The organism is Kitasatospora sp. NPDC093550 (assembly GCF_044764985.1).
In the GTDB taxonomy this organism is placed as follows: Bacteria; Actinomycetota; Actinomycetes; order Streptomycetales; family Streptomycetaceae; genus Kitasatospora.
Genome location: NZ_JBIWJF010000020.1, coordinates 44,882 through 70,906, shown reverse-complemented (window position 1 = coordinate 70,906; position 26,025 = coordinate 44,882). Strand labels below are relative to the sequence as shown.

Below are 26,025 nucleotides of genomic sequence, written 5' to 3'. Positions count from 1 at the left end.
GGGAAAGGACGTAACGACCCATGGGAGCACAGCTTCGGGTCTACAAGCGCCGGATCCGCTCTGTCACCGCGACGAAGAAGATCACCAAGGCGATGGAGATGATCTCCGCGGCGCGCATCGGCAAGGCGCAGCGCGCGGTGGCGGCCTCCGCTCCGTACGCCGATGAGCTCACCCGGGCGGTGACGGCGGTGGCCACCCGGTCCAACGCCAAGCACCCGCTCACCACCGAGAACCCGAACGCCAAGCGCGCGGCCGTCCTGCTGATCACGGCGGACCGCGGCCTGGCCGGCGGTTACTCGTCCAACGCCATCAAGGCCTCGCTGACGCTCACCGAGCGCCTGCGCGGCGAGGGCAAGGACGTGGTGACCTACATCGTCGGTCGGAAGGGTCTGTCGTACTACACCTTCCGCAACCTGACGGTGGCGGACTCGTGGACGGGCTTCTCGGACAAGCCGACCTACGGTGACGCGAAGATGGTGGCGGCCGAGCTGATCGAGGCCTTCACGGCCGAGACCGGCGGCGTGGACGAGCTCCACGTGGTCTCGACCGAGTTCGTGTCCATGCTGACGCAGGACGCGGTGGAGGCCCGGCTGCTGCCGCTGAAGCTGGACGAGGTCCAGCTCAGCGACCAGACGCCGGCCAAGTCGGAGATCTTCCCGCTGTACGACTTCGAGCCGTCGGCGGAGGGCGTCCTCGACGCGCTGCTGCCGCGGTACGTCGAGAGCCGGATCTACAACGCGCTGCTGCAGTCGGCCGCTTCCGAGCACGCCGCCCGCCGCCGCGCGATGAAGAGCGCGACGGACAATGCCGGCGAGCTCATCAAGTCGCTCACGCGGCTTGCCAACTCGGCCCGTCAGGCCGAGATCACCCAGGAAATCAGCGAGATCGTCGGTGGCGCCAACGCGCTCGCTGACGCGAGCCGCGGGAGCGAATGAGTATGACCACCACTGTTGAGCCGACCACGGCGACGGGCCGCGTCGCGCGGGTCATCGGCCCGGTCGTCGACGTGGAGTTCCCCGTCGACGCGATTCCGGACATGTTCAACGCCCTGCACGTCGAGGTGGACAACCCCGACGGCACGGGCAAGAAGACCCTGACCCTCGAGGTCGCCCAGCACCTCGGCGACGGCCTGGTCCGCGGCATCTCGATGCAGCCGACCGACGGCCTGGTCCGCGGCGCGCAGGTCACCGACACCGGTGCGGCCATCTCCGTGCCGGTCGGCCAGATCACCAAGGGCAAGGTGTTCAACGCCCTGGGTGAGGTCCTGAACGTGGACAAGGCGGAGTTCGACTCCCAGGTCGAGGTCCGCTGGCCGATCCACCGCAAGGCCCCGAACTTCTCCGAGCTCGAGTCGAAGACCGAGATGTTCGAGACCGGCATCAAGGTCATCGACCTGCTCACCCCGTACGTCCAGGGTGGCAAGATCGGTCTGTTCGGTGGTGCCGGTGTCGGCAAGACCGTTCTGATCCAGGAGATGATCTACCGCGTCGCCGAGAACTTCGGTGGTGTGTCGGTGTTCGCCGGCGTCGGTGAGCGCACCCGTGAGGGCAACGACCTCATCGACGAGATGGTCGACTCGGGCGTTCTGGACAAGACCGCGCTGGTCTTCGGCCAGATGGACGAGCCGCCGGGCACCCGTCTGCGCGTCGCGCTCTCCGCGCTGACCATGGCGGAGTACTTCCGCGACGTCGAGAAGCAGGACGTGCTCCTCTTCATCGACAACATCTTCCGGTTCACCCAGGCCGGTTCCGAGGTGTCGACCCTGCTCGGCCGCATGCCCTCCGCGGTGGGCTACCAGCCGAACCTGGCCGACGAGATGGGTCTCCTGCAGGAGCGCATCACCTCGACCCGCGGTCACTCGATCACCTCGATGCAGGCGATCTACGTCCCCGCGGACGACCTGACCGACCCGGCCCCGGCCACCACCTTCGCCCACCTGGACGCGACCACCGTTCTGTCGCGCCCGATCTCGGAGAAGGGCATCTACCCGGCCGTCGACCCGCTGGACTCCACGTCCCGCATCCTCGACCCGCGGTACATCGCGCAGAACCACTACGACACGGCCGTCCGTGTCAAGGGGATCCTGCAGAAGTACAAGGACCTCCAGGACATCATCGCCATCCTCGGTATGGACGAGCTGTCCGAAGAGGACAAGATCACGGTCCACCGTGCCCGTCGCATCGAGCGCTTCCTCTCGCAGAACACCTACGTGGCGAAGCAGTTCACCGGTGTCGAGGGTTCGACCGTGCCGCTGGCGGAGACCATCGAGGCCTTCAACTCGATCGCGGACGGCAAGTACGACTCCGTCCCGGAGCAGGCCTTCTTCATGTGCGGTGGCATCGAGGACCTCGAGAAGAACGCCGCCGAGCTGGCGAAGAAGTAATCGCGGCCGGTAGCAGCTGAGTGACCGTGAGGGGTGGGCCCCAACCCTGGGACCCACCCCTCGCGTCGCATCGGCTGTGATTCCGGTCAAATCCGTGCCGCCGGTTTCATGCCGGGGGCGCGGGGCCGTTATTCTTACCGAAACTCCCGAGTAATCGGGGGTTGCATGAGCCTAGGAGCCCACGTTGGCTGAGCTGCACGTCGAGCTGGTCGCAGCCGACCGCAAGGTGTGGTCCGGTGCGGCCACCATCGTCGTCGCCCGTACGGCCTCCGGTGACACCGGCATCATGCCGGGCCACACCCCGGTGCTGAGCGTGCTGGAGACCGGTCCGGTCACCATCCGCACGGTGGACGGCGGCACCGTCGTCGCCGCGGTGCACGGCGGCTTCATCTCCTTCGCCGACAACAAGCTGTCTCTGCTCGCGGAGATCGCCGAGCTGGCGGACGAGATCGACGTCGCGCGTGCCGAGCGCGCGCTGGAGCAGGCCAAGTCGGACCTGGACGCGCACGCCGAGCGGCGCGCCGAGGTCCGTCTGTTCGCGGCGCGCGGCCTCAAGGCCCACGCCTGAGTGAGCCGGACCCCGGCTTAGCGGGGTCGACCGACGGTCCCGGGGACGCGTGAGCGTGACCCCGGGACTGTCGTCGTAGTTGGTAGGTCAGCGCGGTCGCTTGATACGACCGCTACGGGGAACGCGGGTAGCGAGGAGGTAGGTGAGCATGGTCCTCGCGCTTGTGGTGTGTGCGGCGGTCGTGGCGCTGGGTGTGATCGGCCTGATGGCCTTCGCCGTCCGACGCCGCCTGATCCAGCGGGTGGGCGGCACGTTCGACTGCAGCTACCGGCTCAAAATGCCCGCCGACGCCTCCACGCAGCCCGACCTCGACGAGAACGGCAAACCCACCTCCGCCCCGGTCCCCCCGACCGACGGCAAGGGGTGGGTTTTTGGTATCGGCCGGTACAGCGGCGACTCGATCGAGTGGTTCCGGGTCTTCTCGTACGCCCCGCGCCCGCGCAAGGTGCTGCCGCGGCGGGAGATCGAGGTGCTCGGCCGGCGCTACCCGGAGGGCCAGGAGGAACTGGCGCTGCTCTCCGGCTCGGTGGTGCTGCGCTGCCTGCACAACGGGGCGCCGCTGGAGCTGGCGATGAGCGAGGACGCGCTGACCGGCTTCCTCGCCTGGCTGGAGGCGGCTCCGCCCGGGCAGAGGGTCAACGTCGCGTAGCGACGGGACCCTCGGATGGGGGCACCGCCCGGCCGAAGGCCGGGAGGGCCGGTGTCGCCTGACGGCGGCCTGCGGGGTTAACGCGGCTTAACCGGCCCGGCTAGGGTGGCGGCATGGTCAATCTGACGCGCATCTACACCCGTACCGGCGATGACGGCACCACCGCGCTCGGCGACATGAGCCGGACCACCAAGACCGATCCTCGGCTGATGGCGTACGCCGACGCCAACGAGGCGAACGCGGCGATCGGGGTGGCCCTCGCGGTCGGGCAGCTGTCCGAGGACGTGGCGGCGGTGCTCGTCCGGGTCCAGAACGACCTGTTCGACGTCGGCGCCGACCTGTCCACCCCGGTGGTCGAGGACCCGAAGTACCCGCCGCTGCGGGTGCTGCAGTCCTACATCGACCGGCTGGAGGGGGACTGCGACCACTACCTGGAGCAGGTGGAGAAGCTGCGCAGCTTCATCCTGCCCGGCGGCACGCCCGGCGCGGCCCACCTGCACCTGGCCTGCACGGTGGTGCGGCGGGCCGAGCGCTCGACCTGGGCGGCGATCGCGGAGCACGGGGACACCGTCAACCCGCTGACCGCGAAGTACCTCAACCGGCTGTCCGACCTGCTGTTCATCCTGGCCCGGGTGGCGAACAAGGAGCGCGGCGACGTGCTCTGGGTCCCGGGCGAGAACCGCTGACCTCCCGGGACGGCGCGCGGGGCCGCCGACCCCGCGCGCGGGGCGCTCAGATCTGCTTCGCCGGGGCGTTCTCGACGACCCGGCCGTTCTCGACCAGCACGCCGGCCGGGGCCTCCTTGGGCCAGCGCGAGTAGCAGGCGGCCACGACCACGTTGACCACGGCCGCGATCCCGAGCCGCCAGTACCACTGGGCGAAGGTGCCGAAGTGCGCGGAGCCCGCCGAGAGCGGGACGAGCAGGGTGATCAGGCTGAGCGTGATCGCGGCCGAGACGACGGTGCGGCCGGCGATCTGCCACTCGTACCTGGTCCGCTCCGGGCCGTACTTCGGGGCGGGCAGCGGCTTGGGTCCGCCGGCGAAGCGGTGCAGGAAGTGCCGGTCGGCCCACCGGACCAGTGAGGGGCCGTAGCCGACGGAGAAGCCGGCGTAGCTCGCGGCGAGCGCGTGCGTCCAGCTCGCCTCGGCGCCGCCGCGCAGGTCGACGACGGTCAGCGCGTACAGGGCGAGGTCGACCGCCGGGAGGCCGAGCAGCAGCACGGTGCTGGTGCGGCGCCACCGCAGCAGGTAGCGGGCGGAGAGGGCGAGGCCGAGCACGATCCACCAGGAGATCTCGGCCGCGACGATGAGGGTGACGATCACGTTCTGCTCCCGGACGTTCGGCGGTGCCTCCAGCCTCGTGCGCGGGTACGCCCGTGTCGTCGTCGTGGGGTGCCGTCCCGGCCTGCATCTTTCGATGTAGCCGGGCTCCTCCGCGGACCGGAGCCGGGTGGGTCGCCGGGATGGTGAGATGGGGGCGTGCCCGTTCCGTCCCTCCCCCCGCGCCGGCTCGACCAGGTGATCGCCCTCTGCGGGCTGCTCGGCGGCGCCGTGCTGATCCTCTTCCGGGTGTACGAGAACGCCGACCACCTCCCGGTGTGGGCGGTGGCGCTGCCGATGCTCGTGATGGCCGGGCTGGAGCTGTGCCGGCGGACCAGGCCGGTGCTCGCGGTCTCGGTCGGCGGGCTGGCCTTCGCCGCCAGTCTGTTCACCGGCAGCCTGCTGGCGACGCTGATCATGTACACCGATCTGCTGTACGCGGCGGTGATCTACGGCAGCCGCCGGATGTCGCGGGTGCTGCACCTGACCGGCGGCTCGACCGTGCTGGTGCTCGCCAGCCTGACCTGGTACGCCGGCGGCACCGGCGCGGGGCTGCTGGTCGCGGTGGTCAGCTCGCTGGTCTTCCTGGCGCCGGTGTGGACCGGCGACGTGGTGCGCAAGCACCGGGAGGAGGCGGAGACCGAGCGGCTGCGGGCCGAACAGACCGCGCTGCTCTCGGAGATGGACCGGCGTGAGGCGGTCGGCGCCGAACGAGCCCGGATGGCAAGGGAGTTGCACGACGTGGTGGCCAACCACCTGTCGGCGATCGCGATCCACGCCACCGGCGCGCAGTCCGTCGCCAAGCGTCGCGGCCTGCCCGCGGACGACCCGATGGTGGAGGTGCTGGCGGTGATCCGGGAGAACAGCGTCCAGGGATTGGCCGAAATGCGTCGCATGATCGGACTGCTCCGGGAGAGCGGCGGGGGAGAGGTCGACGAGTCGTACGCGGCGCCCGACCTGGCCGCGGTGGACGCCCTGCTGGCCAAGGCCCGGGCGGCCGGCCAGGACGTCGGACTGGACTTCGAGCTGGCCGAGCACGGCGAGCGCGGGGACGTGCCGGTGCCGGTCGGCCTGGCCGCGTACCGGATCGTCCAGGAGTCGCTGACCAACGCGCTCAAGCACGCCGGGCCCGGACTGGTCCGGCTGCGGCTGGAGTTCGGGCCGGACGAGCTGCGGATCGCGGTCGACAGCCCGTACCGCGACGAGCCGGGCCGCGGACTGCCGGGCGCCCGGGCCGGACTGGTGGGCATGGGGGAGCGGGCCGGGCTGCTCGGAGGCAGCTTCGAGGCCGGGCCGAAGGACGGGTACTGGAGCGTGCGCGCGGTGCTGCCGCGCGCGCAGGGGAGCGAGGGGCGGGCATGACGATCCGGGTACTGGTGGCGGAGGACCAGGCGGCGGTACGGACCGCGCTGGTGATGATCCTGCGCGCGGAGCCGGACTTCGAGGTGGTCGGACAGGCCGCCGACGGCGAGGAGGCCGTCCGGCTGGCGCTGGAGCTGCGGCCGGACGTGGTGCTGATGGACGTGCAGATGCCCCGGCTGGACGGCGTCTCGGCGACCCGGGAGGTGGTCGCGGCCGGCGCCGCCCAGGTGCTCGTGCTGACCACCTTCGACCTGGACGAGTACGTCTACGGCGCGCTGCGGGCGGGCGCGGCCGGATTCCTGCTCAAGGACCTGGAGGCGGACACCCTGGTCGAGGGCATCCGCACGGTGGCGCGCGGGGACGGCATGCTGGCGCCCTCGGTGACCAGGCGGCTGATCGGGGCCTTCGCCCGGCCGGAGCGGCAGATCGGGCCCGAGGCCCGGGAGGCGGTGGCCGGGCTGACCGTCCGGGAGCGGGAGGTGCTGGCCTGCATCGGCGCGGGCCTGTCCAACGGCGAGATCGCGGCCCGGCTGACGATGGCGGAGGCCACCACGAAGACGCACGTCAGCCGGATCCTGGCGAAGCTGCGGCTGCGCAGCCGGGTGCAGGCGGCGATCCTCGCCCAGGACCTCGGACTGACCCTCTGACGAGCGGCTCGCGAGCCGTTCGCGAGCCGTTCGGTCGCCTGACCGGGTCGGTTGCAGATCACACTCCCGATTGCTATGGCGCGGGGGGTTCGGGCGTTAGAGTCCGGGAATCGAGCGACGCGGCTCTCCGGCGGTGACCCCTGCCCTGAGCCGCCTTCAGGGCCCGCCCGTGGGGCGGCGACGGCATCGGGAGACCCAGCCATGAGCAATGCGTCCAGCAAGCAGATCGCCGTGATCGGTGCCGGCCTGATGGGCGCCGGCATCGCCCAGGTCTCCGCGCAGGCCGGGCACCCGGTGGTGCTGCGGGACGTCACCGAGGAGGCGCTGCAGCGCGGCCTCGCGGGCATCCGTGCCTCGTACGAGAAGTTCGTGGCCAAGGGCAAGCTGAGCGCCGAGGACGCCGAGGCCGCGCTGGGCCGGATCACCACCACCACCGACCTCGGCGCCGTCGCCGAGGCCGACATCGTGGTCGAGGCCGTGTTCGAGCAGCTGGAGGTCAAGGAGGGCGTCTTCCGCGAGCTGGACAAGCTCGCCAAGGACGGTGCCGTGCTGGCCTCCAACACCTCCGCCATCCCGATCACCCGGATCGCCGCCGCCACCTCGCGCCCGGAGTCGGTCGTCGGCGTCCACTTCTTCTCGCCGGTCCCGATGATGAAGCTGGTCGAGCTGGTCCGCGGCTACAAGACCAGCGACGAGACGCTGGCCACCGCGCGCGCGTACGCCGAGGGCGTCGGCAAGGAGGTCGTGGTGGTCAACCGCGACGTGGCCGGCTTCGTCACCACCCGCCTGATCACCGCGCTGGTCGTCGAGGCCGCCAAGCTGTACGAGTCGGGCGTCGCCACGGCCGAGGACATCGACACCGCCTGCCGCCTCGGCTTCGGCCACGCGATGGGCCCGCTGCAGACCGCCGACCTGACCGGCGTGGACATCCTGCTGCACGCCGCCCGCAACATCTACACCGAGACCAAGGACGAGAAGTTCGCCGCCCCGGAGATCATGGCCCGCATGGTCACCGCCGGTGACCTGGGCCGCAAGAGCGGCCGCGGCTTCTACCCGTACGAAGGCAAGTGAACCGACAGGGCTGAACGACCCGGCGGGCCGTGCGATCGGAGCATCGTACGGCCCGCTCCGCCGGGTCGGGTGAGTTTCCTCACGCCGGGTGCCGCAGACGGGTGATTTGGGCGGTAATCGAGCGTAGGTGTGGAGACTTCCTGCGTATATTCCCTCGGACGAGTGAAGTTGCTTCAGATCCGGCCGGAAGCAGCAACCTGCGGAGCAGCTTCGCCGTCAGATGAGGGAACCCGGCATTCCGACCGGGTCCGGGCGTGGGGCTGCGGCCCGCCCGGACGCACATCCAGCTCCCGCACCCGGTACGGCCGGGGCGGCCCCACCCCGCACCAGGCCGTCCAGGCGAAGGAGGAGAGCATGCGCATCACCGGCGACCACACGGCGCTGGCCATCGAAGGCCGCCTCGACGTGCGCACCGCCGCCGACGCGCGGGCCCGGCTGCACCAGGCCGTGGACGGCGGCCTCGGCGACCTCGTGCTCGACCTCGCCCGACTGGAGTTCTGGGACGCCACCGGCCTCGGCGTGATCATGGGCACCCACCGGCGGGCCGGCCGGATCGGCCGCCGGCTGGTGCTGCGCTCCGTCCCGGCCCAACTCCAGCGGCTGCTGGTCGCCACCAAGCTGCACCGCATCCTGGCCGTCGACGGCGGCATCGCCGAGGCGCACGGCCTCGCGCTGTAGGGCGTGTCCGACACGCCCCGGCGCCCCTTCGCACCGCGACGCCCCTTCGCACCGCGACGCCCCTTCGCACCGCCGGCCACACCTCTCCGCAACGCACCTGGTCAGCGCTCCCGAACGGCCCCCGCCCCGGGACCGCCCTGCACGGGCGGGCCCGGATGTGCAAGAGTCTGCCCGTCAGAAGACGGCCGCCGGGGCTGAGCCCAGACCGCCCGCGGCCGCGACCGGGACGTCAGCCGGTCGGCGTCGGGCGCCGACGGCCGAGCACGATGCGGAGCAGAACGTGGCACAGCCATCCGGGGAGTTCCGGCAGGAGGCCGTCCGCACCCGCGGCGGGGAACTGGTCTCCGGCGGCCTCTTGGTGGGGGTCGGCGCCCCGGACGGTTCCGAGGCCAGGCCCTGCCCCGAGGAGTGGCGCCCCCGCCCGCGCCGGATCGAGCGCAGCGAGCCCGCTCGCGGCCCGGTCGGCGGCGTCGGCCGCGCGGTCGGTCCGCTCGCGCTCGGCTCAGGACCGGCCGACCTGCCGCTGCTGGACCGCGAAGCCGACATCGCCGAACTGCTCGGCCTGCTCGCCGAGGGCCGCTCGATACGCCTGGTCGGCCAGGCCGGCTCCGGCCGCAGCGCACTGCTGGCGGCCGTCGCCGCGGCCGCCGCCGACATCGCCCCCGGCGGTGTCGTCCAGCTCTGCGGCCACCGCCGTACCGCCGCCGACCTGCTCCAGGACCTCTTCGCGGCCACCCACCAGGCCCCCGGCTACCGGCCCGACCCCGGCCGACTCGCCGCCCACCTCGCCGAGGTCGGCGCGGTCGTGGTGATCGACGCCGCCGAACTCTCCGGGGCCGAGCTGGAGCACCTGCTCGCCACCGCCCCCGGCTGTGCCTTCCTGGTCGCCGTCACCCCGGGCAGCCCGCCGCCGGCGGCCGGCTCCCGGATCCAGGACCACCTCGTCGCCGGGCTCTCCCGTCCCGCCTGCCTCGCCCTCACCGCCCGGCTGGCCGGGCGGCCCCTGGACGTCGCCGAGAAGGCCTGGGCGGTGGACCTCTGGTTCGAGTCCGAGGGCCTGCCCCTGCGCTTCGTCCAGGCCGCCGCGCTGCTGCGCCAGCGGGACGTCGCGGTGGACGCGCTGGTCGCCGCCGAGGACGACCGGATGGACGTCTTCGGCGCGGTCGACGGGCCCGTCCGCGACCCCGATCCGGCCGTCCGGGAGGACGCGCTGCGCCGCACCGTCCCGCTGCCCTCGGTCGCCGAGACCGCCTCGCCCGCGGTGCGGCTCGCCGAGGGGCTGAGCGAATCCGCGCAGGCCGTGCTGCGGCTCGCCGTCGCGCTCGGCGGGGAGTGTCCCACCGCGCCGCACCTGCCCGCCCTGATAGACGTCGGCCAGGGCGAGGCCGCCCTCGCCGAACTCGCCGACGCCGGGCTGACGGTGTCCATCGGCGGGCACCACCGGCTGACCGCCGGCGCGCTCGAACTGCTCGCCCCGCACTGGCCCGCCCGCGGCTGCGTGGACGGTGCCGCCCAGCACTTCGCCTGGTGGGTCGGGCACAGCTCGGTGACGCTGGAACAGATCGCCGCCGAGGCCGAGGTGCTGATCGGCGTCCTGGTCGCCGACCGGACCGCCGGACGCCACGAGGCGGTGATCCGGCTCGCCCGGGCGGCGGCGCCCGCGCTGGCGCTGGCCCTGCGCTGGGGAGCCTGGGAGCGGGTGCTGCAGCTCGGCCAGGAGGCGGCCCGCCGGGCCGGCTCGCCGAGCGACCAGGCCTGGTTCCACCACGAGGCGGGCGTGCACGCGATCTGCGTCCAGCAGCCGTCCCGGGCCATCGCGGAGCTGGAGACCGCGCTCACCCTGCGGGCGGCCGCGGGGGAGCAGCGCGGGGTGGCCGCGGCGCGCCGCATGCTCGACCTGCTGCGCGCCGAGGGCCGGCAGCTGCCGGCCGCCGCACCCGTCGCGGGCGGCCGCGCGCCGGTCATCCGCAAGATCGCGGCCCGCGTCCCGGCCCGCCTGAAGTCCAGCAGGCGGCGGCGGGTGGTCGTGGTCTCCACGGCCGTCCTGACCCTCGGGGTGCTCGGGACGGCGGTGGCGATGAGCCTCACCGGGCCGGACGAGCACCGGCCGAAGGATCCGCACAGCGGCCGGCTGGACGAGGGCGGAGCCCAGGACGCGCCCTTCCCGCAGCCCTCCGGCAGCCCCTCGCCGGGCGCGTCCGGTACGGCACCGGGCAGCCCGGCGGGGCAGAGCGGCAGCCCGGAACCGTCCGGGAGCGCCAGCGCCTCGCACTCGGCGAGCGCCTCGCCGACGAAGAAGCCGAGCTCCTCGCCGGGGGCGACGGAGTCGCAGGGCCCGCAGCAGTCGCAGCCGCCCGCACCGGGACAGCCGCAGCCGCCGGCGCCGCAGCCGGGGCAGCCCCAGCCGACGCAGACCCATCAACCGGGACCGCAGCCGACGTCGCCGAAGCCGACCGGCAGCACGCCCACGTCCACGCCGACCCCGACGCCGACACCGACGGGAACGGCTACCGTCTCGCCGTCCGGGACGCCTTCGGGAACACCCTGACCGGTCCGGTCAGAACAGCTTGAGCTTGTCGTCGTCGATGCCGCGCAGCTCGTCGTAGTCCAGCACCACGCAGCCGATGCCGCGGTCGGTGGCCAGCACGCGGGCCTGCGGCTTGATCTCCTGCGCGGCGAAGACGCCCTTGACCGGGGCCAACAGCGGGTCCCGGTTGAGGAGTTCGAGGTAGCGGGTGAGCTGCTCGACGCCGTCGATCTCGCCGCGGCGCTTGATCTCGACGGCCACCGTGGCGCCGTCGGCGTCGCGGCAGAGGATGTCGACCGGGCCGATGGCGGTCGGGTACTCGCGGCGGATCAGCGACCAGCCGGTGCCGAGCACCTCCATCCGGTCCGCGAGCAGCTCCTGGAGGTGCGCCTCGACGCCGTCCTTGATCAGGCCCGGGTCCACCCCGAGTTCGTGGGACGAGTCGTGCAGCACCTCCTCCAGCGTGATGATGAGCTTCTCGCCGGCCTTGTTCTCCACCGTCCAGACCCCGTCGGCCTCCTTGAGGGCGCACGGCGGGGACATCCAGTTGAGCGGCTTGTAGGCGCGGTCGTCGGCGTGGATGCTGACGCTGCCGTCGGCCTTGACCAGGATGAGCCTGGTGGCGGAGGGCAGATGGGCGGAGAGCCGACCGGCATAGTCGACTGAGCAGCGGGCAATTACGAGACGCACGGTCGACCACGCTAGCCCACCGGGGCCAGTTGATGCGATTCCGCGACGACGGGGTGAAGAAAGCGCGAACCCCGCGAACATTGAGGGTCAGCGCTCCCGCTCCCGCTCGTCGAGGTCTGGCGCCCATCCCATCCGGTCGCTACGGTGTGTGACGGCATGCTTGCGGGAGTGCTGTCAACGGGGATGGAGACTTCAGATGAACGATCCGACAGGATCCGGCCAATCTGGTGCACCACGGCGTATTTCCCAAGCAATCCGCAGGAATGACCGGCCTGCTTCGTCGTTGACTGCCACGCTGTTCTGAGCGCGGTCGGTGTTCGGGACATCACGCCCCGTACCGCCGCGGCTGATCGCCACGGTGCCGGAAACCCCGTCCCAGGGTGTTCCGGACGCCACGCGCGATGTCGCCCACCCTCACCTGAGCTTGGACAACGCACGACCACCCGGGCGCCGCGCGGGTGGACCCGAGAGGAGAATCCATGTCGCTCGACGTCTCACCGGCCCTGCTGGAAAAGGCCGAGCGGGGCGAGGTCGACGAGCGGGAATTCGTCGACTGCGTCCGCGTCTCGCTGCCGTACGCCTGGGACCTGATCAGCTCGCTGGTCGCCCAGGCGAAGGTCGACGGCACCGACTTCGCCGACAACCACGTGCCGCCGCCCAGCGAGCAGGCCCGTGGCCAGCTGCTGCGCGCGCTCGCCAGCGATGCCATCCGGGGCGCCCTGCAGCGCCACTTCGGTGTCCGGCTGGCGTTCCAGAACTGTCACCGGGTGGCGGTGTTCCTGCCGTCGGAGGCGAACGACGCGCGGTTCACGCGGTTCACCTCCGTCCGGGAGCAGCTGCTCAACCAGTCCGAGGAACTGCGGGACTGCTGAGCGTCCGGCTTTCGACCAGCACGGTGCCGTCGTGGCGCCGGCCGCCCCCGTCCCCCGGTGCGGGGGGAGGGGCGGCGGCCCGGACCGCCGGGGTGCGGCGCGTGCGGCACTCAGCCCAGCTGCGGCAGCACCTCGGAGCCGAGTCGGGCGATGTTGTGCAGGGTCGCCTCCTGGTCGCCGCTGCCCTCGGCGAGCAGCGCGAAGCGGCGGATGCCGGTCCGTTCGGCGGTGGCCAGCAGTCGGTCGGCGCACTGCCGCGGGGTGCCCACCGCGTGCAGGTCGCAGAGGAGTTCGGTGTACTGGCGCGGGTCGCGCATCTTGCGTTCGCGGCCGTCCACGGTGCGGTGGGCGCCGAGCCCGTACTCGAACCAGTCGGGCATCGCCTTCAGCAGGGTGGACCGGGCCGCCGCGGTGCGGTCCTCGACCTGGGCCACCCCGGCCGCCACGTGCCGGCGGCTGACCCGGCGCAGCTGCTCCTCGCTGCGCCCGGCGGCCAGCCAGGCGGTGCGGTACAGCTCCAGCATGTGCAGTTTGTCGTCGTCCCCGGAGTGCATGCCGAGCAGCATCGGCAGACCGCGCTCGGCGGCCAGCTTCACCCCGCCCGGCGAGGTGCAGGCGACCACCACCGGCGGACCGGCCACCGGCCGCCCGGTGGTGGTGAGTTCGCCGCCCAGGCCCTCCTCGTCCTGCCGCTGGCGCGGCAGGCGCACCGGGCCGGACTGCTCGCCGAGGCCGAGCCAGCTGCTCAGGCCGGGCCGGCGCAGCGGTTCGGCGGCCCGCGGCACCACCGCCACCTCGGGGAAGCTGAACTGCGGTCCGTCCGCGCCCACCCGGGAGCCGCGCAGCCAGCGCAGCAGGAGGTCCAGCCGCTCCGGGAAACCGTTCTCGAAGGCGCTCAGGCCGTCGCCGAACACGTCCAGGTCGATCCACGGCCCGCCGCGGCCGACCCCGAGGGTGAACCGCCCGCCGGAGGTGAGGTGCAGCAGCGCGGCCTGCTCGCCGAGGGCCACCGGGTGCCGGGTGGAGAGCACGCTGACCGCCGTACCGACGCCGATCCGGCGGGTGCGGCCGAGCAGCAGCCCGGCCAGCGTCGCGGCGTCGGGGCAGACCCCGTACGGGACGAAGTGGTGCTCGGCCAGCCAGACACTGTCCAGGCCCGCCCGCTCGGCCTCGACGGCGGACCGCACGGTACGCTCCAGCGCCTCGCCGTGGCTCTGCCCGGGGAACTGCGCGGACAGCATGAACAGTCCGACCCGGACCGGCGCGGTGTCCGCCGGCAGGGCCCCCGCCCGCTGCGGCGTCGGCAGCGGCTCGCCCGCGACCGCCGTCACCGGGGGGACGGCGGTCAGGGTCGGGCCGGGGGCCGGCGGTCGGGCCCCGACGGGTCGACGGGTCTCGGTACGGGCGCCGGTCTTGGTCATTCTTGGGCCTCCTCGGGTGCGCGCAGGGTCTGCGGGCCCCGCCTCTTCCCCCTCTGGGTATCGGATGTCATGTGCCAATGGCACGCCGAACCCCTGATTTCCCCGATGATCGGGTGGATCTCGGCAAAAAGGCCGGAGCATCGGCCGGTGCCGTGATAGTGGCCGTTGTGGGGGCCGACCGGCCGTAGGCTGGAACGGCCCAGAGCCCCGGAAGAGAGGCAGTCCGCCGTGTCGCCGCGCCGCAACCGGATCAAGAGCGCCGCCCCCCGCGAGAGCGCCGAGCCGGCCGCGCCGCTCGGCGGATCGCTGCGCCGCACCGAGAGCTACCAGGGCGACGACTGGGTGGTGCAGACGGTCGCCGGGACGGCGGGGCGGTTCTACCGCTGCCCGGGCTGCGACCAGGAGATCCCGCCGGGGGTCGGCCACGTGGTGGCCTGGCCGATGCACGGCGCCGGGGTGGACGACCGGCGGCACTGGCACCGCGCGTGCTGGGGAGCGCGGGAGCGCCGGGCCTCCAACGTCCTGCGAGGCCGCGGCGCTCCGCGCTACTGAGGACCCCTGGTCGAACGGTCCTAGGCGTCACGCTTCTTGAGCACCAGCGCGCCGCCGGTCAGCGCCGCGGCCGTCCAGGCGAGGCAGATCAGGAAGCCGGCCCACGGCCCGTACGGCTGGCCGTGCTGCTCGTACACCAGCAGCATCCGCGAGCCCGCGTAGTCGGGGAAGTAGTGGGCCAGGGTCTTGACCTTCGGCACCGCCGAGAGGATCGGCGAGAGCAGGAAGAAGAACGGCACCAGCACGCCGAGCGCGAGCGTCTGGTTGTGCAGCATCGTGGTGACGCCCGCCGCGAACAGGCAGAGCATCGTCAGGTAGAGCGCGGCGCCGAACACCGCGCGCAGCACGTGCGGTTGGCCGAGCGTGGTGGAGTGCGGGCCCAGCAGCGCCTGGCCGACGAAGAAGGTGACGAAGGCCGTCACCAGCGAGACCGCGAGGGCGAGCGCGCCGAGCACCGTCGCCTTGCCGCCGAGCAGGGTGGCGCGCTGCGGGACGGCGGCCAGTGTCACCCGGATCATGCCGCTGCTGTACTCGTTGCCGATCGCCAGCACGCCGAAGACGATGACGGCCAGCTCGCCGAGCATGATGCCGGAGAAGGCCGTCCCGGTGGCGTCGAAGGGGGACTGTTCGTTGCGCCGGAACTCGGTGAAGTTGTTGTTGGTGAGCAGGGACAGCAGCGCGCCGATGCCGACGGTGACGACGAAGGCCAGCGCGAGGGTCCAGACCGTCGAGCGGACGCTGCGGATCTTCGTCCACTCGGAGCGCAGGATCGCCGGGAAGGACGCCATCTCAGTTCTCCTCCTGCCGCGCCGCGGCGGTCTGCCGGGCGTCGCCCGCCTTCCAGCCGGCGCCCCAGACGCCGGGTGCGCCGGCCGCGTCCCGGCCCGGTCCGTCGCCGGCGTGGTACTCCACCGAGTCGGCCGTCATCTGCATGAACGCCTCCTCCAACGAGGCTTGCTGCGGGCTGAGTTCGTGCAGCACCACGCCGTGCGCGGCGGCCAGTTCGCCGAGCCGGGCGAGGTCGCCGTCGACCACCTCGTAGGAGCCGTCCGGGCCCGGTTCGTGCCGCAGGCCGGCGGAGGCCAGCGCGTCGAGCAGCCGCTCGGGCTCCGGGCTGCGCAGCCGTACGGCGGAGCGGGAGTTGCGCCGGATGAACTCCGGCATCGGCAGGTCGGCGAGCAGCCGGCCCTTGCCGATGACCACCAGGTGGTCGGCGGTGACGGCCATCTCGCTCATCAGGTGGGAGGAGACGAAGACCGTGCGGCCCTCGCCGGCGAGGCGCTTCATCAGGTTGCGGATCCAGAGGATGCCCTCCGGGTCCAGGCCGTTGACCGGCTCGTCGAACATGACGATCTCCGGGTCGCCGAGCAGGGCGGAGGCGATGCCCAGCCGCTGGCCCATGCCGAGGGAGAAGCCGCGGGCCCGCTTGCGGGCCACCGGGGTCAGGCCGACCAGGGCGAGCACCTCGTCCACCCGGCGCTCGGGGACGCGGTTGCTCTGGGCGAGCCAGAGCAGGTGGTCGCGGGCGGTGCGGCCGGGGTGGACGGCCTTGGCCTCCAGCAGCGCGCCGATGTACTTGAGCGGCTCGCTGAGCTGCCCGTAGCGCTTGCCGTCGATGGTGACCCGGCCGCCGGTGGGGCGGTCGAGGTCGAGGATCATGCGCATGGTGGTGGACTTGCCGGCGCCGTTCGGGCCGAGGAAGCCGGTCACCACGCCCCGGGGGACGGTGAAGCTGAGCCGGTCCACCGCGAGAGTCCTGCCGTAACGCTTTGTCAGGTCGTGCAACTCGATCATTCGCGCTCCCTTACTCTCTGTCAGGCTAGGACAAAGCGGATATCGCGGCCCGCTGAGTGGGCCCGCCGGGCGCACCGGAATACGGTGGGCGCATGACCCAGCTCCCCTCCGCAGTCTCCGTCCGCGAGAGCGGTACCGGAACACCCCTCGTGCTGCTGCACGCCTTCCCGTTGAACGCCTCGATGTGGTCGTCCCAGCTGGACGCGCTGCCCGGACTGACCGGGGACGGGGCCCGGGTGCTCGCCCCCGACCAGCGGGGGTTCGGCGGCACCGAGCTGGGCTCCGACGAGCCCTCGTTGGACGCGGTCGCGGACGACCTCGCCCTGCTGCTGGACGCGGCCGGGATCGAGCGCGCGGTGGTCGGCGGGCTCTCCATGGGCGGCTACGTGGCGCTGGCCTTCGCCCGTCGCCACCCCGGGCGGCTGTCCGGCCTGCTGCTGGCCAACACCCTCGCCACCGCCGACACCGACGACGTACGGGCCAACCGGGAGCGGATCGCCGCCGCCGTCACCGCGCGGGACAGCGTGCGACTGCTGCTGGAGGAGCGGCTCGCGGCCAAGCTGCTCGGGCCGGACTCGCAGCACCTCGTGGAGCGGGTGGAGTCGATGATCGCCGCCGCCCCGCCGGCCACCGTCGCCTGGACCCAACGGGCCATGGCGGCCCGTCCGGACGCCCTGGACGTCCTGGCCGGGCTGCGGGTGCCGGTGGCGGTCGTGGCGGGCGCCCAGGACGCCGTGATGGCGCCGGAGGCGGCCGAACTGATGGTCCGGGCCCGCCCGGACGCCGAGCTGACCGTCCTGCCCGGGGTGGGGCACCTGAGCGCCCTGGAGGCGCCCGAGGTCTTCGACACCGCCGTCCGCGCCCTGCTGCGCCGGGTGGCCGCCGGATGAGCGAGGAAGCGGCCGCCTGGGACTTCTCGGCGCTGGAGGTGAGCGGCCGGATGCCCGTGACCAACCGGAGCGAGGGGCTGGTCGAGCTGACCCTGGAACCGCTCGGCGAGGACTACTGGATGCGCCCGGGGGAGACCTTCATCGTCACCTCGTACGGCGACCACGGCTCGGGGCACCCCTTCGAGGTGCAGTACTGGCCCGACTCCGTCTCGGTCTGGTGCACCTCCTGGTTCGGCACGGTCTCCGACGACGAGGGCAACCAGCTCAGCAGCGGGCACCAGCGGCCGGACGGCGCCTACCCCCGGTAGGAGTGCCCGAGGTGATGACGGGGCGACAGCCGACAGGCCCTCACCCGGGCGGGTGAGGGCCTGTCGGCACGGGGGTGGTGCGGCGTCAGCGCGACTGCTGGGCGGGCACGCCCATGGTGTCGTCGTTCGGCAGCGAGGCGGCGGCCACGGCCGCGCCGGTCAGCGTCGCCAGCATCTCGCGGACGTTGGTCAGCTGGGCGTTGATGCTGTCGCGGCGGTTGGTGAGCGCCGCCAGCTCGCGCTCGGATTCGCTGCGGATGCGGTCGGCCTTGGCGTTGGCGTCCGCCACGATGTCCTCGGACTGGCGCTGGGCCGTCTCGACGGTCTGGCGGGCGCGGCGCTCGGCGTCGGTGCGCAGCTTCTCGGCCTCCAGGCGCAGCTGCTCGGCCCGGTGCTCGATCTCGGCCAGGCGCTTCTCGGCCTTGGCCTGACGGGCGGCCAGGTCGCGCTCGGACTGCTCGCGGCGCTTGGCCAGGTTGGTCTCGAACTCCAGCGCGGCCTGGGCGGCCTTGGTGCGGGTCTCCTCGAAGAGGGCGTCCGCCTCCTCGCGCTTGTTCTGGGCGTCCTTGTTGGCCTCGGCGCGCAGCTGGGCGGCGTCGCTCTTGGCCTTGTCGACGATCCGCAGGCCCTCGTCCTCCGCCTTGGCCTTGCGGTCCTTGGCGTAGTTCTCGGCCTCGGTGCGGACCTGCTGGGCGGCGGCCTCGGCGAGCTCGCGGTGCTGCTCGGCGGCGCGGTGCGCCTCGTCGCGCAGGTCCTTGGCCTCCTCCTCGGCGAGCCGCAGGATCTTCTCGACGCGGGCACCGAGACCGGCGTACGAGGGCTCCTGCTCCACGACCGCCGCCTGGGCGGTCTGGGTCTCCAGGTGGAGCTCCTCGATGCGCTTCTCCAGCGCGCTGATCCGGGTCAAGGCACTGTCGCGGTCGGCCACCAACTTGGTGATCCGCTCGTCGACCTGGGCGCGCTCGTACCCACGGCGCACCAGGTCGAAGCCGTGAGGGGAGTGACTGTCGCTCATGGGGTTCTGGGCTTCCTGTCGTCAAACCGCTGAGGTGGTTGAGGGAATCCTGACACGGTACCGGAGTGTCGACGGCGAAATGCCGTTGTCTCGCGGACAATGTCCGCTCAATCGGGTGGTGAGCTCTTGGAGCGATTGCCACCCGACCGGGGGGAGCCAACTCCGGCACCGGCCTTGGCGCCCCCGTCCTTCTTGGTGCTGCTTCCCCCGTTGGCCTGGGCGACCGGTGACGGTGCCTCGAATGCCTCCAGGGCGGACAGCACGTCCTGCACCCTGGAGATCTCGGTGTTGATGTCCTTGCGGCGGCGCACCAGCTCGTCCAGCTCGCGCCGGCCCTCGTCGGTGACCCGCTTCGCCTCCGCCTTGGCCTCCGCGAGCAGTCGCTCGGCCTCCGCCTTCGCCAGCTCGACCTGCTCGTCCGAGGCCCGGTCGGCGTCCCGCAGACGCTTCTCCGCCTCGGCCGCCGCCTTGTCAAGCCGCTCCTCGGCCTCGGCCTCGGCGGACCGCAGCTTCGCCTCGGCCTTCTCGATGAGCGCCTCGGCGCGGTCGGTGGAGTTGGCGAGCTTGGTCTCCGCCTCCTTGAGCAGGCCCTCGGCCTTGCGGACCGCCGAGAGGCGGACCTTGCTGGCCTCGGCGGAGGCCTCCGAGGTGAGCTCGTTCGCGCGGTCCTCGGCGGCGGCGACCAGGGCCGCGGCGCGGTCCTCGGCCTCGGCGACGGTGGCCACCGCCTGCTCCTCGGCCTCGGTCAGCTGCTCCTGGGCGGCCGTCACCAGCGCGTCCACCCGCTCGCCGGCCGACTTCATGGCCGCCGCGTTCTCCTTGCGGGCGCGCTCGTGCAGCGCCTCCACCTCGGCGTCGGTGCGCTCGCGCAGCTCCTCGGCGCGCTCGCGGATCGCGGTGGCGTCCCGGCGGGCCTCGGCGAGCAGCGCGTCGGCGTCGGAGCGGCCCTTCTCGACCTCGGCCTGGCCGGCCGCCTCGCCGGCGGCGACCAGCCGGTCGGCCTCCTTGCGGGCGGCGGCGACCATCGCGTCCGCCTGCTCCTCGGCGGCGGCGGTGGTGGCCAGGGCCGTGGTCTGGGCGTCCTCGCCGAGCGCCTCGGCGTCCGCGAAGGCCTTCTCCAGGACGGACTTCGCGCGCTCGCGGGTGGCCTTGTCGAACTGCTCGGCGGCCTCCCGGGTCTCCGCGTCGTACGCGTCGGCGCGGGCGTGCGTGGCGCTGTCGTACTCGTCGGCCAGGGTGCGGGTGGCCAGGGCGTACTCCTCGGCCTCGGAGTGCAGCGCGGCGGCCAGCTCCTCGGCGTCGGCGACGGTGCGGGCGGCCTGCGCCTCGGCCTCGGCCACCGTGCGGGCGGCCTGTGCCTCGGCGTCGGCGCGCAGCTGCTCGGCGGCCTCCCGGGCGGCGCGCAGCTCGTTCTCGGCGTCCGCGCGCAGCTGCTCGTCGTAGGCGAGAGCCTCGGCGCGCTGCCGGGCGAGCTCGGCCTCGGCGGCCTCGCGCTCGGCGGTCAGCTCCCGCTCGGTCTGCTCGCGCAGGGCGGCGGCGTACCGGTCGGCCGTCTCGCGGTGCTCGGCGGCCTCGGCCTCGGCGGCGGCGCGCAGTTCGGCGGTCTCGCGGTCGGCGAGCTCGCGGACCTCGGTGGCGTAGCGGTCGGCCGCGGCGCGCAGCTCGGTGGTCTCGCGTTCGGTGGTCTCGCGCAGCTCGGTGGTCTCGCGCTCGGCGAGTTCGCGCAGCTCGGACGAGGCCTGCTCGGCGGCCTCACGGACCTCGGCGGCCTCCCGCTCGGCGGCGGCCTTGAGCGCGGCGATCTGCTCGGCGGCGGCCTCGTGCATGCCGGCCACCGACTGGCGGACCTCGGCGGCCTCGTCCTCGGCGGCGGAGACCAGCTCGGCGCCCTCGGCCTTGGCGGCGGCGATCAGCTCGGCGCGGTCGGCCTCGGCCTGCTCCAGCTCGGCGGCGGCCTCGGCGCGGATGCCGTCGGCGGTGGCCCGGGCCTCGGACAGCTCGCGGCCGGCCTCGGCGCGGACGGTCTCGGCCTGCTCGTTGGCCAGCGCCAACTCGGCGGCGGCCTTCTCGCGGGTGGCCTTGGCGTCCTTGGCGGCCTCCGCCCGGTACTGCTCGGCGGTGGCCTCGGCGCGCTCCAGCAGTTCGTCGGCGGACTCGCGCTGCTGGGCGGCGTAGGCGTCGGCGGCCTCGCGCTGGCGGGTGGTCTCGTCCTGGGCGGCGGCGCGCAGCTCGGCGGCGGCCTGCTCGGCCTCCGCCCGTACCTCGGCGGCGTAGGCGTCGGCGGACTCGCGCTGTTCGGTGGTCTCCGCGGCGGTGCGTTCGGTGAGGTCGGCGGCGTGCTGCTCGGCCTCGGTGCGGACGCGGTCGGCGTAGGCCTCGGCGGCTTCGCGCTGGCGGGTGGTCTCGTGCTGCGTGACGGCGCGCAGTTCGGCGGCGGCCTGCTCGGCCTCCGCCCGTACCTCGGCGGCGTAGGCGTCGGCGGTGTCGCGGACCTCGGCGGCGGTGTGCTCGGCCTGGGTGCGCGCGGCCTTGGCGGCGGCCAGCTGGTCGGCCGTCTCCTCGCGCTCGCGCAGCAGCCCGGCGGCGGCCTCCTCGCGCTCGCGGCGGCTCTCCTCGCGCAGCGCGTTCGCGGTGGCCTCGGCCTCGGCCCGGGTCCGGGCGGCCTCGGCGTCGGCCTCGGTGCGCACCCGCTCGGCGTCGGCCACCGCGGCGTCGCGCACCGCGTTCGCCTCGGCCTGCGCCTCGCTGGTCACGGCCTCCGCGGCGGCGGTCGCCTCGGCCCGCACCCGCTGGTCGAACTCGGTTGCCTCGCGCCGGAGTTCGGAGGTCTCGCGCTCGGCGGCGGTACGGTTCTCGGCGGCCGCGGCCTTGGCCGCGGACAGCGCGTCCTGGCCCTGCTGCTCGGCGGCGGCGGTGATCTTCGCGGCCTCGGCACGGGCCCGGGCCAGGGTCTGCTCGGCCCGGCCCTGGGTCTCGGCGGCCTGCTCCTGGGCCTGCTCGCGCAGCCGCTCGATCTCGTCGGCGGCGCCCGCGCGCAGCTCGTCCGCGTCCGCCTTGGCCTTGGTGAGCAGCTCCTCGGCGTTCTTCGCCGACTCCTCGATCTGCAGCACCGCCTGCCGGCGGGCCTCGCCGCGGACCCGGTCGGCCTCGGCGGCGGCCTGGGCCCGCAGCTCCTCGGCCTCGGCGCGCAGCCGGGCCGCCTCGTCCTGCATCTGCTCGATCCGCTCGCGGATCGCGGCGGCGTCGTCCAGGGCGGCGTTCTGGGCCTGCTCGACGGCGGCCTGCGCCTGCTCGCGCAGCCGCTGCGCCTCGGCGGCGGCCTCGCTGCGGATCCGCTCGGCCTCGGCGGCGGCCTCGCCCCGGGCGGTCTCGGCGTCCTGGTTGGCGCGGGCGAGCACCTCCTCGGCGGTCTTGGCGGCCTTGGCGAGGTGGACGGTGGCGTCCTTGGCGCCGGCCGCGCGGCCGGCCTCCTCGGCCTCGCCGCGAAGCCGCTGGGCGTCGGCCGCGGCCTGCGCCCGCAGCTCGGCGACGTCCCGCTCGGCCTGCGCGCGCAGCTCGGCGATCGCGGCCTCGGCCTCGGCGCGCAGCTCGGCGGCGACCGATTCGGCGGTGGCCCGCAGCCGCTCGCTCTCCTCGGCGGCGGCGGCCTTGGCGGCGTCGGCCTCGGCCTGCTTGGTGGCGGCGGCGGTCCGTACGGCCTCGGCCTCCGCGCGGATCGCGTTCGCCTCCTTGGTGGCCTGGGCCACCATCCGGGCCACCTCGGCCCGGGCGGTCTGCGAGCGCTGCTCGTTGGCGGCCTCGCCGTCGGCGACCTTGCGGACGGCGGCGGCCTCGGCGTCGGCCTGCAACTGCTCGGCGGCCTGCTCGGCCTGGGCACGCAGCTCGGCGGCCTCGCGACGGGTGCGCTCCGCCTCGGCGATGGCCTCGGCGCGCAGCCGCTCTATCTCGGCCTTGGCGGCGGCGAGCTGCTGTTCGGCCCGGGCCTGCTCGGCGGCGGCCTGCTCCTTGAGCCGGCCGATCTCGCCGTGCGCGACGGCCAGCTGCTGTTCGGCGGCGGCGTGGGCCGCGGCGAGTTCCTGCTGGGCCTGGCCGCGGGCGGCGTCGACGTCCGCGGCGGCCTGGGCGCCGGCCTGCTGGGCCTGCTCGGAGGCGGCGCGCAGCAGGCGCTCGGCGTCGCTCTGGGCGCGCTGGAGGGCGGCCTCGGCGGCGGCGTGGGCCTCGCCGCGGGCGGCGTCCACGTCGGCGGCGGTCTGGGCGCGCGCCTGGTCGGCGAGGGCGACGGCCTCCGCGCGGGCGGCGGCGACCATCCGCTCGGCCTCGGCCCGGGCCTCCTGGAGGAGGCGCTGGGCCTCCTGCTCGGAGCCGGCCCTGGTCTGCTCGGCCCAGCCGTTGACGTGCTGCTCGGCGGTGCGGCGCAGCTCGGTGAGCTCGTCCTCCAGCTGGCGGCGGCGGGCGGCGAGCTCGGCCTCCAGCCGGGCGGTGCGCTCGGCGGCCTCGGCCATGATCCGCTGGGTGGCGGCCTGGGAGTCGCGCAGCTGGCGCTCGGCGTCCGCGCGCAGCTGCTGGGCCTGCATCTCGGCGGTGCGGAGCATCTGCTCGGCCTGGCCGGAGACCGCGTCGAAGGCGCGCGGCTGGGCGAGCATGCGACGGGACTCGTGCAGCTTCGCCCGGAGGACCTCCACCTGGTAGGCGAGGTCTTCGGCATGCTCGACTGCCTTGTCCCGCTCCTTCCGAGTCCGACCCATCTCGGCCTCGAACTGGGAGAGGTGATCGTCAGCCTCGTAGCGGTCGTTGCCCCGCACTCCGCGGTCCCATCCATCTCCTGGTCGCGTCCTCGACCCGGCCGGTTCCGGGCGCCCGTAAACCGGGTGCCGGTCCGACTGGTCCTTGCATCCGCAGCAGGTGGACGCCCCCTTGCCTAGTCGGGGCCGCCCGCCGCGGTCGTCGGAGTCCGGGGCGCGGGATCGCGGGGGTACCGCGTTCCCCCGTCCGGGTGGACTCCTGGGCGAACTCTTGCCTTGTGGAGAATGGTGACAGATCAGTCTGGCGACTGTGCAGCCGTGCCCGCGTAATGGACTCCCCTTGCGACGGGCCGACCGCCGCGTGGCGGACGGGCCTGTCTTCGGCCGTGCCCGTCCCCTCCGTCCCCCGGAGTCTTCGCGCACCTGGGCATTGTAGTGGGAGCGCACTGCGGGGGAATGGCCGCATGGGGGTTTTCCGGCTGTCCCGGCCAGGTTACTGACGGGTCATGACCGACGGGCCGTCGGGTGCCGCCGGAGCGTGCGGCACCCTGGGGACGGTCCGGTGAACGATCGGTGCTCCTGGTGTGTGCTCCCGGGGCGGTCCCGGTGTGCGTCCTAGTGCTCGTCGGGGTGCGCGTCCTGGTGCGCGTTCTGCGCGGAGGTGACCAGCTCGGTCAGCACGCCGCCGCAGTCCTTCGGGTGCAGGAAGGTGATCCGCGAGCCCATCGAGCCGATCCGCGGCTCGTCGTACAGGACCCGGACGCCCTTGCCGCGGATGGCCTCGGCGTCGCCGTCCACGTCCGCGGTGCCGAAGGCGATGTGGTGCACGCCCTCGCCGTTCTTCTCCAGCCACTTGGCGACGGTCGAGTCGGGCCGCGTCGGCTCCAGCAGCTGGAGGTAGGAGGCACCGCCGTCGTCGGTCCCGTTGATCCTGAGCATGGCCTCGCGGACGCCCTGCTCCTCGTTGACCTCGGAGTGGAAGACCTCGAAGCCGTAGGTGGCGCGGTAGAACTCGACCGTCTTGTCGAGGTCTCGGCAGGCGATGCCGATGTGGTCGATGCGGGTCAGCACGGCGACCTCCGGGGTGGTGGCGGACAAAGGTGGCACCAAGTGCAGCGCATGGCCCGCGGCGGACGCCAGTGCCGGACGTGCGAGCCTGCTCACACGCTGCGGGGTTCACCCGGACCGCGTCGGCACGGTGTTGACTGGAGGGTGCCAGTGCGCTCGATCACACCGTCGCTCCGGTGACGGGCGGGTAACAGGTCAGTACATTGAGCGCATCCTCACCTGGCCACGACGTGCGAAGGGGCCCGTCCCATGACCAACACCACCTCTGTGATCGTTGCCGGTGCGCGGACCCCGATGGGTCGCCTGCTCGGCTCCCTCAAGGGCTTCTCCGGTGCCGACCTCGGCGGCGTCGCCATCAAGGCCGCGCTGGAGCGGGCCGGCATCACGGGTGACCAGGTCCAGTACGTGATCATGGGCCAGGTGCTGCAGGCCGGCGCCGGGCAGATCCCGGCCCGCCAGGCCGCCGTCAAGGCCGGCATCCCGATGAACGTCCCGGCGCTGACCATCAACAAGGTCTGCCTCTCCGGCCTGGACGCCATCGCGCTGGCCGACCAGCTGATCCGGGCCGGCGAGTTCGACATCGTCGTGGCCGGCGGCCAGGAGTCGATGACCAACGCCCCGCACCTGCTGCCGAAGTCCCGCGAGGGCTTCAAGTACGGCGCGGTCGAGATGCTCGACGCGATGGCGTACGACGGCCTCACCGACGCGTACGAGAACATCCCGATGGGCGAGTCCACCGAGAAGCACAACACCCGCCTGGGCATCCCGCGCGAGGTGCAGGACGAGATCGCCGCCGCCTCCCACCAGCGGGCCGCCAAGGCGCAGGCCGACGGCGTCTTCGACGCCGAGATCGCCCCGGTCGCCATCCCGCAGCGCAAGGGCGAGCCGGTGCTGTTCAGCCAGGACGAGGGCATCCGCGCCGACACCACCGTCGAGGGCCTGGCCAAGCTGCGCCCGGCCTTCACCAAGGACGGCACGATCACCGCCGGCACCTCCTCGCAGATCTCCGACGGCGCCGCCGCGGTGGTCGTGATGAGCAAGGCCAAGGCCGAGGAGCTGGGCCTGACCTGGATCGCCGAGATCGGCGCGCACGGCAACGTGGCCGGCCCGGACAACTCGCTGCAGTCGCAGCCGTCCAACGCGATCAAGCACGCGCTGGGCAAGGAGGGCCTGGAGGTCGCCGACCTCGACCTGATCGAGATCAACGAGGCGTTCGCGGCCGTCGCGTACCAGTCGACGAAGGACCTGGGCGTCTCCTCGGACATCGTCAACGTCAACGGCGGTGCGATCGCGCTCGGCCACCCGATCGGCATGTCCGGCGCCCGCGTGGTGCTGACCCTCGCGCTGGAGCTGCAGCGCCGCGGCGGCGGGATCGGCGCGGCCGCGCTGTGCGGCGGCGGCGGCCAGGGTGACGCGCTCATCGTGCGCGTCCCGAAGGCCTGATCAGCTGATCTGATCTTCGGGGCTG

23 protein-coding genes are annotated in these 26,025 nt (G+C 73.4%); 15 read left to right on the top strand and 8 right to left on the bottom strand.

Annotated elements, in window-relative coordinates:
* The first annotated feature begins 20 nt into the window (after positions 1-20).
* The 5 genes from ACIRD3_RS28290 (at position 21) to ACIRD3_RS28270 (ending at position 4,286) form a co-directional block, all read left to right on the top strand.
* Positions 21-935, top strand: a complete 915-nt coding sequence (locus ACIRD3_RS28290; RefSeq protein WP_402222131.1) for a F0F1 ATP synthase subunit gamma — start codon at positions 21-23, stop codon at positions 933-935.
* Positions 936-937: 2 nt separating this feature from the next.
* The gene (atpD, locus tag ACIRD3_RS28285) at positions 938-2,383 is read left to right on the top strand and encodes a F0F1 ATP synthase subunit beta (protein ID WP_402222128.1); all 1,446 of its coding nucleotides are present in this window, start codon (positions 938-940) and stop codon (positions 2,381-2,383) included.
* Positions 2,384-2,567: 184 nt separating this feature from the next.
* On the top strand, positions 2,568-2,951 hold the full coding sequence (locus ACIRD3_RS28280; RefSeq protein ID WP_402222125.1) for a F0F1 ATP synthase subunit epsilon: 384 nt from the start codon (positions 2,568-2,570) through the stop codon (positions 2,949-2,951).
* Between the two features lie 148 nt (positions 2,952-3,099).
* The gene (locus ACIRD3_RS28275) at positions 3,100-3,600 is read left to right on the top strand and encodes a DUF2550 domain-containing protein (RefSeq protein WP_030057523.1); all 501 of its coding nucleotides are present in this window, start codon (positions 3,100-3,102) and stop codon (positions 3,598-3,600) included.
* Positions 3,601-3,713: 113 nt separating this feature from the next.
* Positions 3,714-4,286 carry a cob(I)yrinic acid a,c-diamide adenosyltransferase gene (locus tag ACIRD3_RS28270; protein ID WP_402222122.1) on the top strand — a complete coding sequence of 191 codons (573 nt, stop codon included), beginning with the start codon at positions 3,714-3,716 and terminating at the stop codon, positions 4,284-4,286.
* A gap of 46 nt (positions 4,287-4,332) precedes the next feature.
* On the opposite strand, the gene ACIRD3_RS28265 is transcribed toward ACIRD3_RS28270, so the two are convergent.
* A complete protein-coding gene (locus ACIRD3_RS28265; RefSeq protein WP_402222119.1) occupies positions 4,333-4,923 on the bottom strand; it encodes a hypothetical protein in 591 nt (196 codons plus the stop codon).
* Between the two features lie 156 nt (positions 4,924-5,079).
* Here ACIRD3_RS28265 and ACIRD3_RS28260 point away from each other — a divergent pair, with 156 nt between their 5' ends.
* From ACIRD3_RS28260 to ACIRD3_RS28240, 5 genes are all read left to right on the top strand, one after another.
* A complete protein-coding gene (locus ACIRD3_RS28260; protein WP_402222116.1) occupies positions 5,080-6,282 on the top strand; it encodes a sensor histidine kinase in 1,203 nt (400 codons plus the stop codon).
* On the top strand, positions 6,279-6,929 hold the full coding sequence (locus ACIRD3_RS28255; RefSeq protein WP_402222113.1) for a response regulator: 651 nt from the start codon (positions 6,279-6,281) through the stop codon (positions 6,927-6,929). The genes ACIRD3_RS28260 and ACIRD3_RS28255 overlap by 4 nt, the downstream gene beginning before the upstream one ends.
* Before the next feature lie 201 nt (positions 6,930-7,130).
* Positions 7,131-8,000, top strand: coding sequence for a 3-hydroxyacyl-CoA dehydrogenase family protein (locus ACIRD3_RS28250; protein ID WP_402222110.1), 870 nt, complete (start codon positions 7,131-7,133; stop codon positions 7,998-8,000).
* Between the two features lie 354 nt (positions 8,001-8,354).
* Positions 8,355-8,678, top strand: coding sequence for an STAS domain-containing protein (locus ACIRD3_RS28245; protein WP_402222108.1), 324 nt, complete (start codon positions 8,355-8,357; stop codon positions 8,676-8,678).
* A gap of 280 nt (positions 8,679-8,958) precedes the next feature.
* A complete protein-coding gene (locus tag ACIRD3_RS28240; protein ID WP_402222105.1) occupies positions 8,959-11,226 on the top strand; it encodes an ATP-binding protein in 2,268 nt (755 codons plus the stop codon).
* A gap of 9 nt (positions 11,227-11,235) precedes the next feature.
* Here ACIRD3_RS28240 and nucS read toward each other — a convergent pair whose 3' ends face one another.
* Positions 11,236-11,895 (bottom strand): endonuclease NucS, encoded by a 660-nt coding sequence (gene nucS, locus ACIRD3_RS28235; RefSeq protein WP_030235828.1) that lies wholly within the window; start codon positions 11,893-11,895, stop codon positions 11,236-11,238.
* A gap of 479 nt (positions 11,896-12,374) precedes the next feature.
* On the opposite strand from nucS, the gene ACIRD3_RS28230 reads away from it, so the two are divergent.
* Complete coding sequence (locus ACIRD3_RS28230) at positions 12,375-12,767, top strand: SCO5389 family protein (protein WP_402222102.1); 393 nt, start codon at positions 12,375-12,377, stop codon at positions 12,765-12,767.
* A gap of 110 nt (positions 12,768-12,877) precedes the next feature.
* Here ACIRD3_RS28230 and ACIRD3_RS28225 read toward each other — a convergent pair whose 3' ends face one another.
* Positions 12,878-14,008 carry an LLM class flavin-dependent oxidoreductase gene (locus tag ACIRD3_RS28225; RefSeq protein WP_402222267.1) on the bottom strand — a complete coding sequence of 377 codons (1,131 nt, stop codon included), beginning with the start codon at positions 14,006-14,008 and terminating at the stop codon, positions 12,878-12,880.
* A 408-nt stretch (positions 14,009-14,416) separates the two neighbouring features.
* On the opposite strand from ACIRD3_RS28225, the gene ACIRD3_RS28220 reads away from it, so the two are divergent.
* Positions 14,417-14,740: an ATP/GTP-binding protein gene (locus ACIRD3_RS28220; protein WP_402222100.1), complete on the top strand. Its 324-nt coding sequence runs from the start codon at positions 14,417-14,419 to the stop codon at positions 14,738-14,740.
* A gap of 20 nt (positions 14,741-14,760) precedes the next feature.
* Here ACIRD3_RS28220 and ACIRD3_RS28215 read toward each other — a convergent pair whose 3' ends face one another.
* Together ACIRD3_RS28215 and ACIRD3_RS28210 are read right to left on the bottom strand one after the other, a co-directional pair.
* Positions 14,761-15,528: an ABC transporter permease subunit gene (locus ACIRD3_RS28215; protein WP_402222097.1), complete on the bottom strand. Its 768-nt coding sequence runs from the start codon at positions 15,526-15,528 to the stop codon at positions 14,761-14,763.
* Between the two features lies 1 nt (position 15,529).
* A complete protein-coding gene (locus ACIRD3_RS28210) occupies positions 15,530-16,534 on the bottom strand; it encodes an ABC transporter ATP-binding protein (RefSeq protein ID WP_402222094.1) in 1,005 nt (334 codons plus the stop codon).
* A gap of 92 nt (positions 16,535-16,626) precedes the next feature.
* Here ACIRD3_RS28210 and ACIRD3_RS28205 point away from each other — a divergent pair, with 92 nt between their 5' ends.
* Both ACIRD3_RS28205 and ACIRD3_RS28200 read left to right on the top strand, forming a co-directional pair.
* Positions 16,627-17,424 carry an alpha/beta fold hydrolase gene (locus tag ACIRD3_RS28205; protein ID WP_402222091.1) on the top strand — a complete coding sequence of 266 codons (798 nt, stop codon included), beginning with the start codon at positions 16,627-16,629 and terminating at the stop codon, positions 17,422-17,424.
* Complete coding sequence (locus ACIRD3_RS28200) at positions 17,421-17,732, top strand: hypothetical protein (RefSeq protein WP_402222088.1); 312 nt, start codon at positions 17,421-17,423, stop codon at positions 17,730-17,732. The genes ACIRD3_RS28205 and ACIRD3_RS28200 overlap by 4 nt, the downstream gene beginning before the upstream one ends.
* A gap of 85 nt (positions 17,733-17,817) precedes the next feature.
* Here ACIRD3_RS28200 and ACIRD3_RS28195 read toward each other — a convergent pair whose 3' ends face one another.
* From ACIRD3_RS28195 to mce, 3 genes are all read right to left on the bottom strand, one after another.
* The gene (locus ACIRD3_RS28195; RefSeq protein ID WP_030057505.1) at positions 17,818-18,747 is read right to left on the bottom strand and encodes a cellulose-binding protein; all 930 of its coding nucleotides are present in this window, start codon (positions 18,745-18,747) and stop codon (positions 17,818-17,820) included.
* Positions 18,748-18,854: 107 nt separating this feature from the next.
* The gene (locus tag ACIRD3_RS28190; RefSeq protein WP_402222085.1) at positions 18,855-23,549 is read right to left on the bottom strand and encodes a hypothetical protein; all 4,695 of its coding nucleotides are present in this window, start codon (positions 23,547-23,549) and stop codon (positions 18,855-18,857) included.
* A 555-nt stretch (positions 23,550-24,104) separates the two neighbouring features.
* Positions 24,105-24,560 carry a methylmalonyl-CoA epimerase gene (gene mce / locus ACIRD3_RS28185; RefSeq protein WP_402222265.1) on the bottom strand — a complete coding sequence of 152 codons (456 nt, stop codon included), beginning with the start codon at positions 24,558-24,560 and terminating at the stop codon, positions 24,105-24,107.
* A 246-nt stretch (positions 24,561-24,806) separates the two neighbouring features.
* Here mce and ACIRD3_RS28180 point away from each other — a divergent pair, with 246 nt between their 5' ends.
* A complete protein-coding gene (locus ACIRD3_RS28180; RefSeq protein ID WP_402222083.1) occupies positions 24,807-26,000 on the top strand; it encodes an acetyl-CoA C-acetyltransferase in 1,194 nt (397 codons plus the stop codon).
* Positions 26,001-26,025: the final 25 nt, after the last annotated feature.

Excerpts from the sequence above, each read along its gene's own strand:
- ACIRD3_RS28290 (WP_402222131.1), top strand. The coding sequence starts at position 21 with ATGGGAGCACAGCTTCGGGTCTACAAGCGCCGGATCCGCTCTGTCACC.
- atpD (WP_402222128.1), top strand. The coding sequence starts at position 938 with ATGACCACCACTGTTGAGCCGACCACGGCGACGGGCCGCGTCGCGCGG.
- ACIRD3_RS28275 (WP_030057523.1), top strand. The coding sequence starts at position 3,100 with ATGGTCCTCGCGCTTGTGGTGTGTGCGGCGGTCGTGGCGCTGGGTGTG.
- ACIRD3_RS28270 (WP_402222122.1), top strand. The coding sequence starts at position 3,714 with ATGGTCAATCTGACGCGCATCTACACCCGTACCGGCGATGACGGCACC.
- ACIRD3_RS28255 (WP_402222113.1), top strand. The coding sequence starts at position 6,279 with ATGACGATCCGGGTACTGGTGGCGGAGGACCAGGCGGCGGTACGGACC.
- ACIRD3_RS28250 (WP_402222110.1), top strand. The coding sequence starts at position 7,131 with ATGAGCAATGCGTCCAGCAAGCAGATCGCCGTGATCGGTGCCGGCCTG.
- ACIRD3_RS28245 (WP_402222108.1), top strand. The coding sequence starts at position 8,355 with ATGCGCATCACCGGCGACCACACGGCGCTGGCCATCGAAGGCCGCCTC.
- ACIRD3_RS28230 (WP_402222102.1), top strand. The coding sequence starts at position 12,375 with ATGTCGCTCGACGTCTCACCGGCCCTGCTGGAAAAGGCCGAGCGGGGC.
- ACIRD3_RS28225 (WP_402222267.1), bottom strand. The coding sequence starts at position 14,008 with ATGCTGTCCGCGCAGTTCCCCGGGCAGAGCCACGGCGAGGCGCTGGAG.
- ACIRD3_RS28215 (WP_402222097.1), bottom strand. The coding sequence starts at position 15,528 with ATGGCGTCCTTCCCGGCGATCCTGCGCTCCGAGTGGACGAAGATCCGC.
- ACIRD3_RS28210 (WP_402222094.1), bottom strand. The coding sequence starts at position 16,534 with ATGATCGAGTTGCACGACCTGACAAAGCGTTACGGCAGGACTCTCGCG.
- ACIRD3_RS28205 (WP_402222091.1), top strand. The coding sequence starts at position 16,627 with ATGACCCAGCTCCCCTCCGCAGTCTCCGTCCGCGAGAGCGGTACCGGA.
- ACIRD3_RS28200 (WP_402222088.1), top strand. The coding sequence starts at position 17,421 with ATGAGCGAGGAAGCGGCCGCCTGGGACTTCTCGGCGCTGGAGGTGAGC.
- ACIRD3_RS28195 (WP_030057505.1), bottom strand. The coding sequence starts at position 18,747 with ATGAGCGACAGTCACTCCCCTCACGGCTTCGACCTGGTGCGCCGTGGG.
- ACIRD3_RS28180 (WP_402222083.1), top strand. The coding sequence starts at position 24,807 with ATGACCAACACCACCTCTGTGATCGTTGCCGGTGCGCGGACCCCGATG.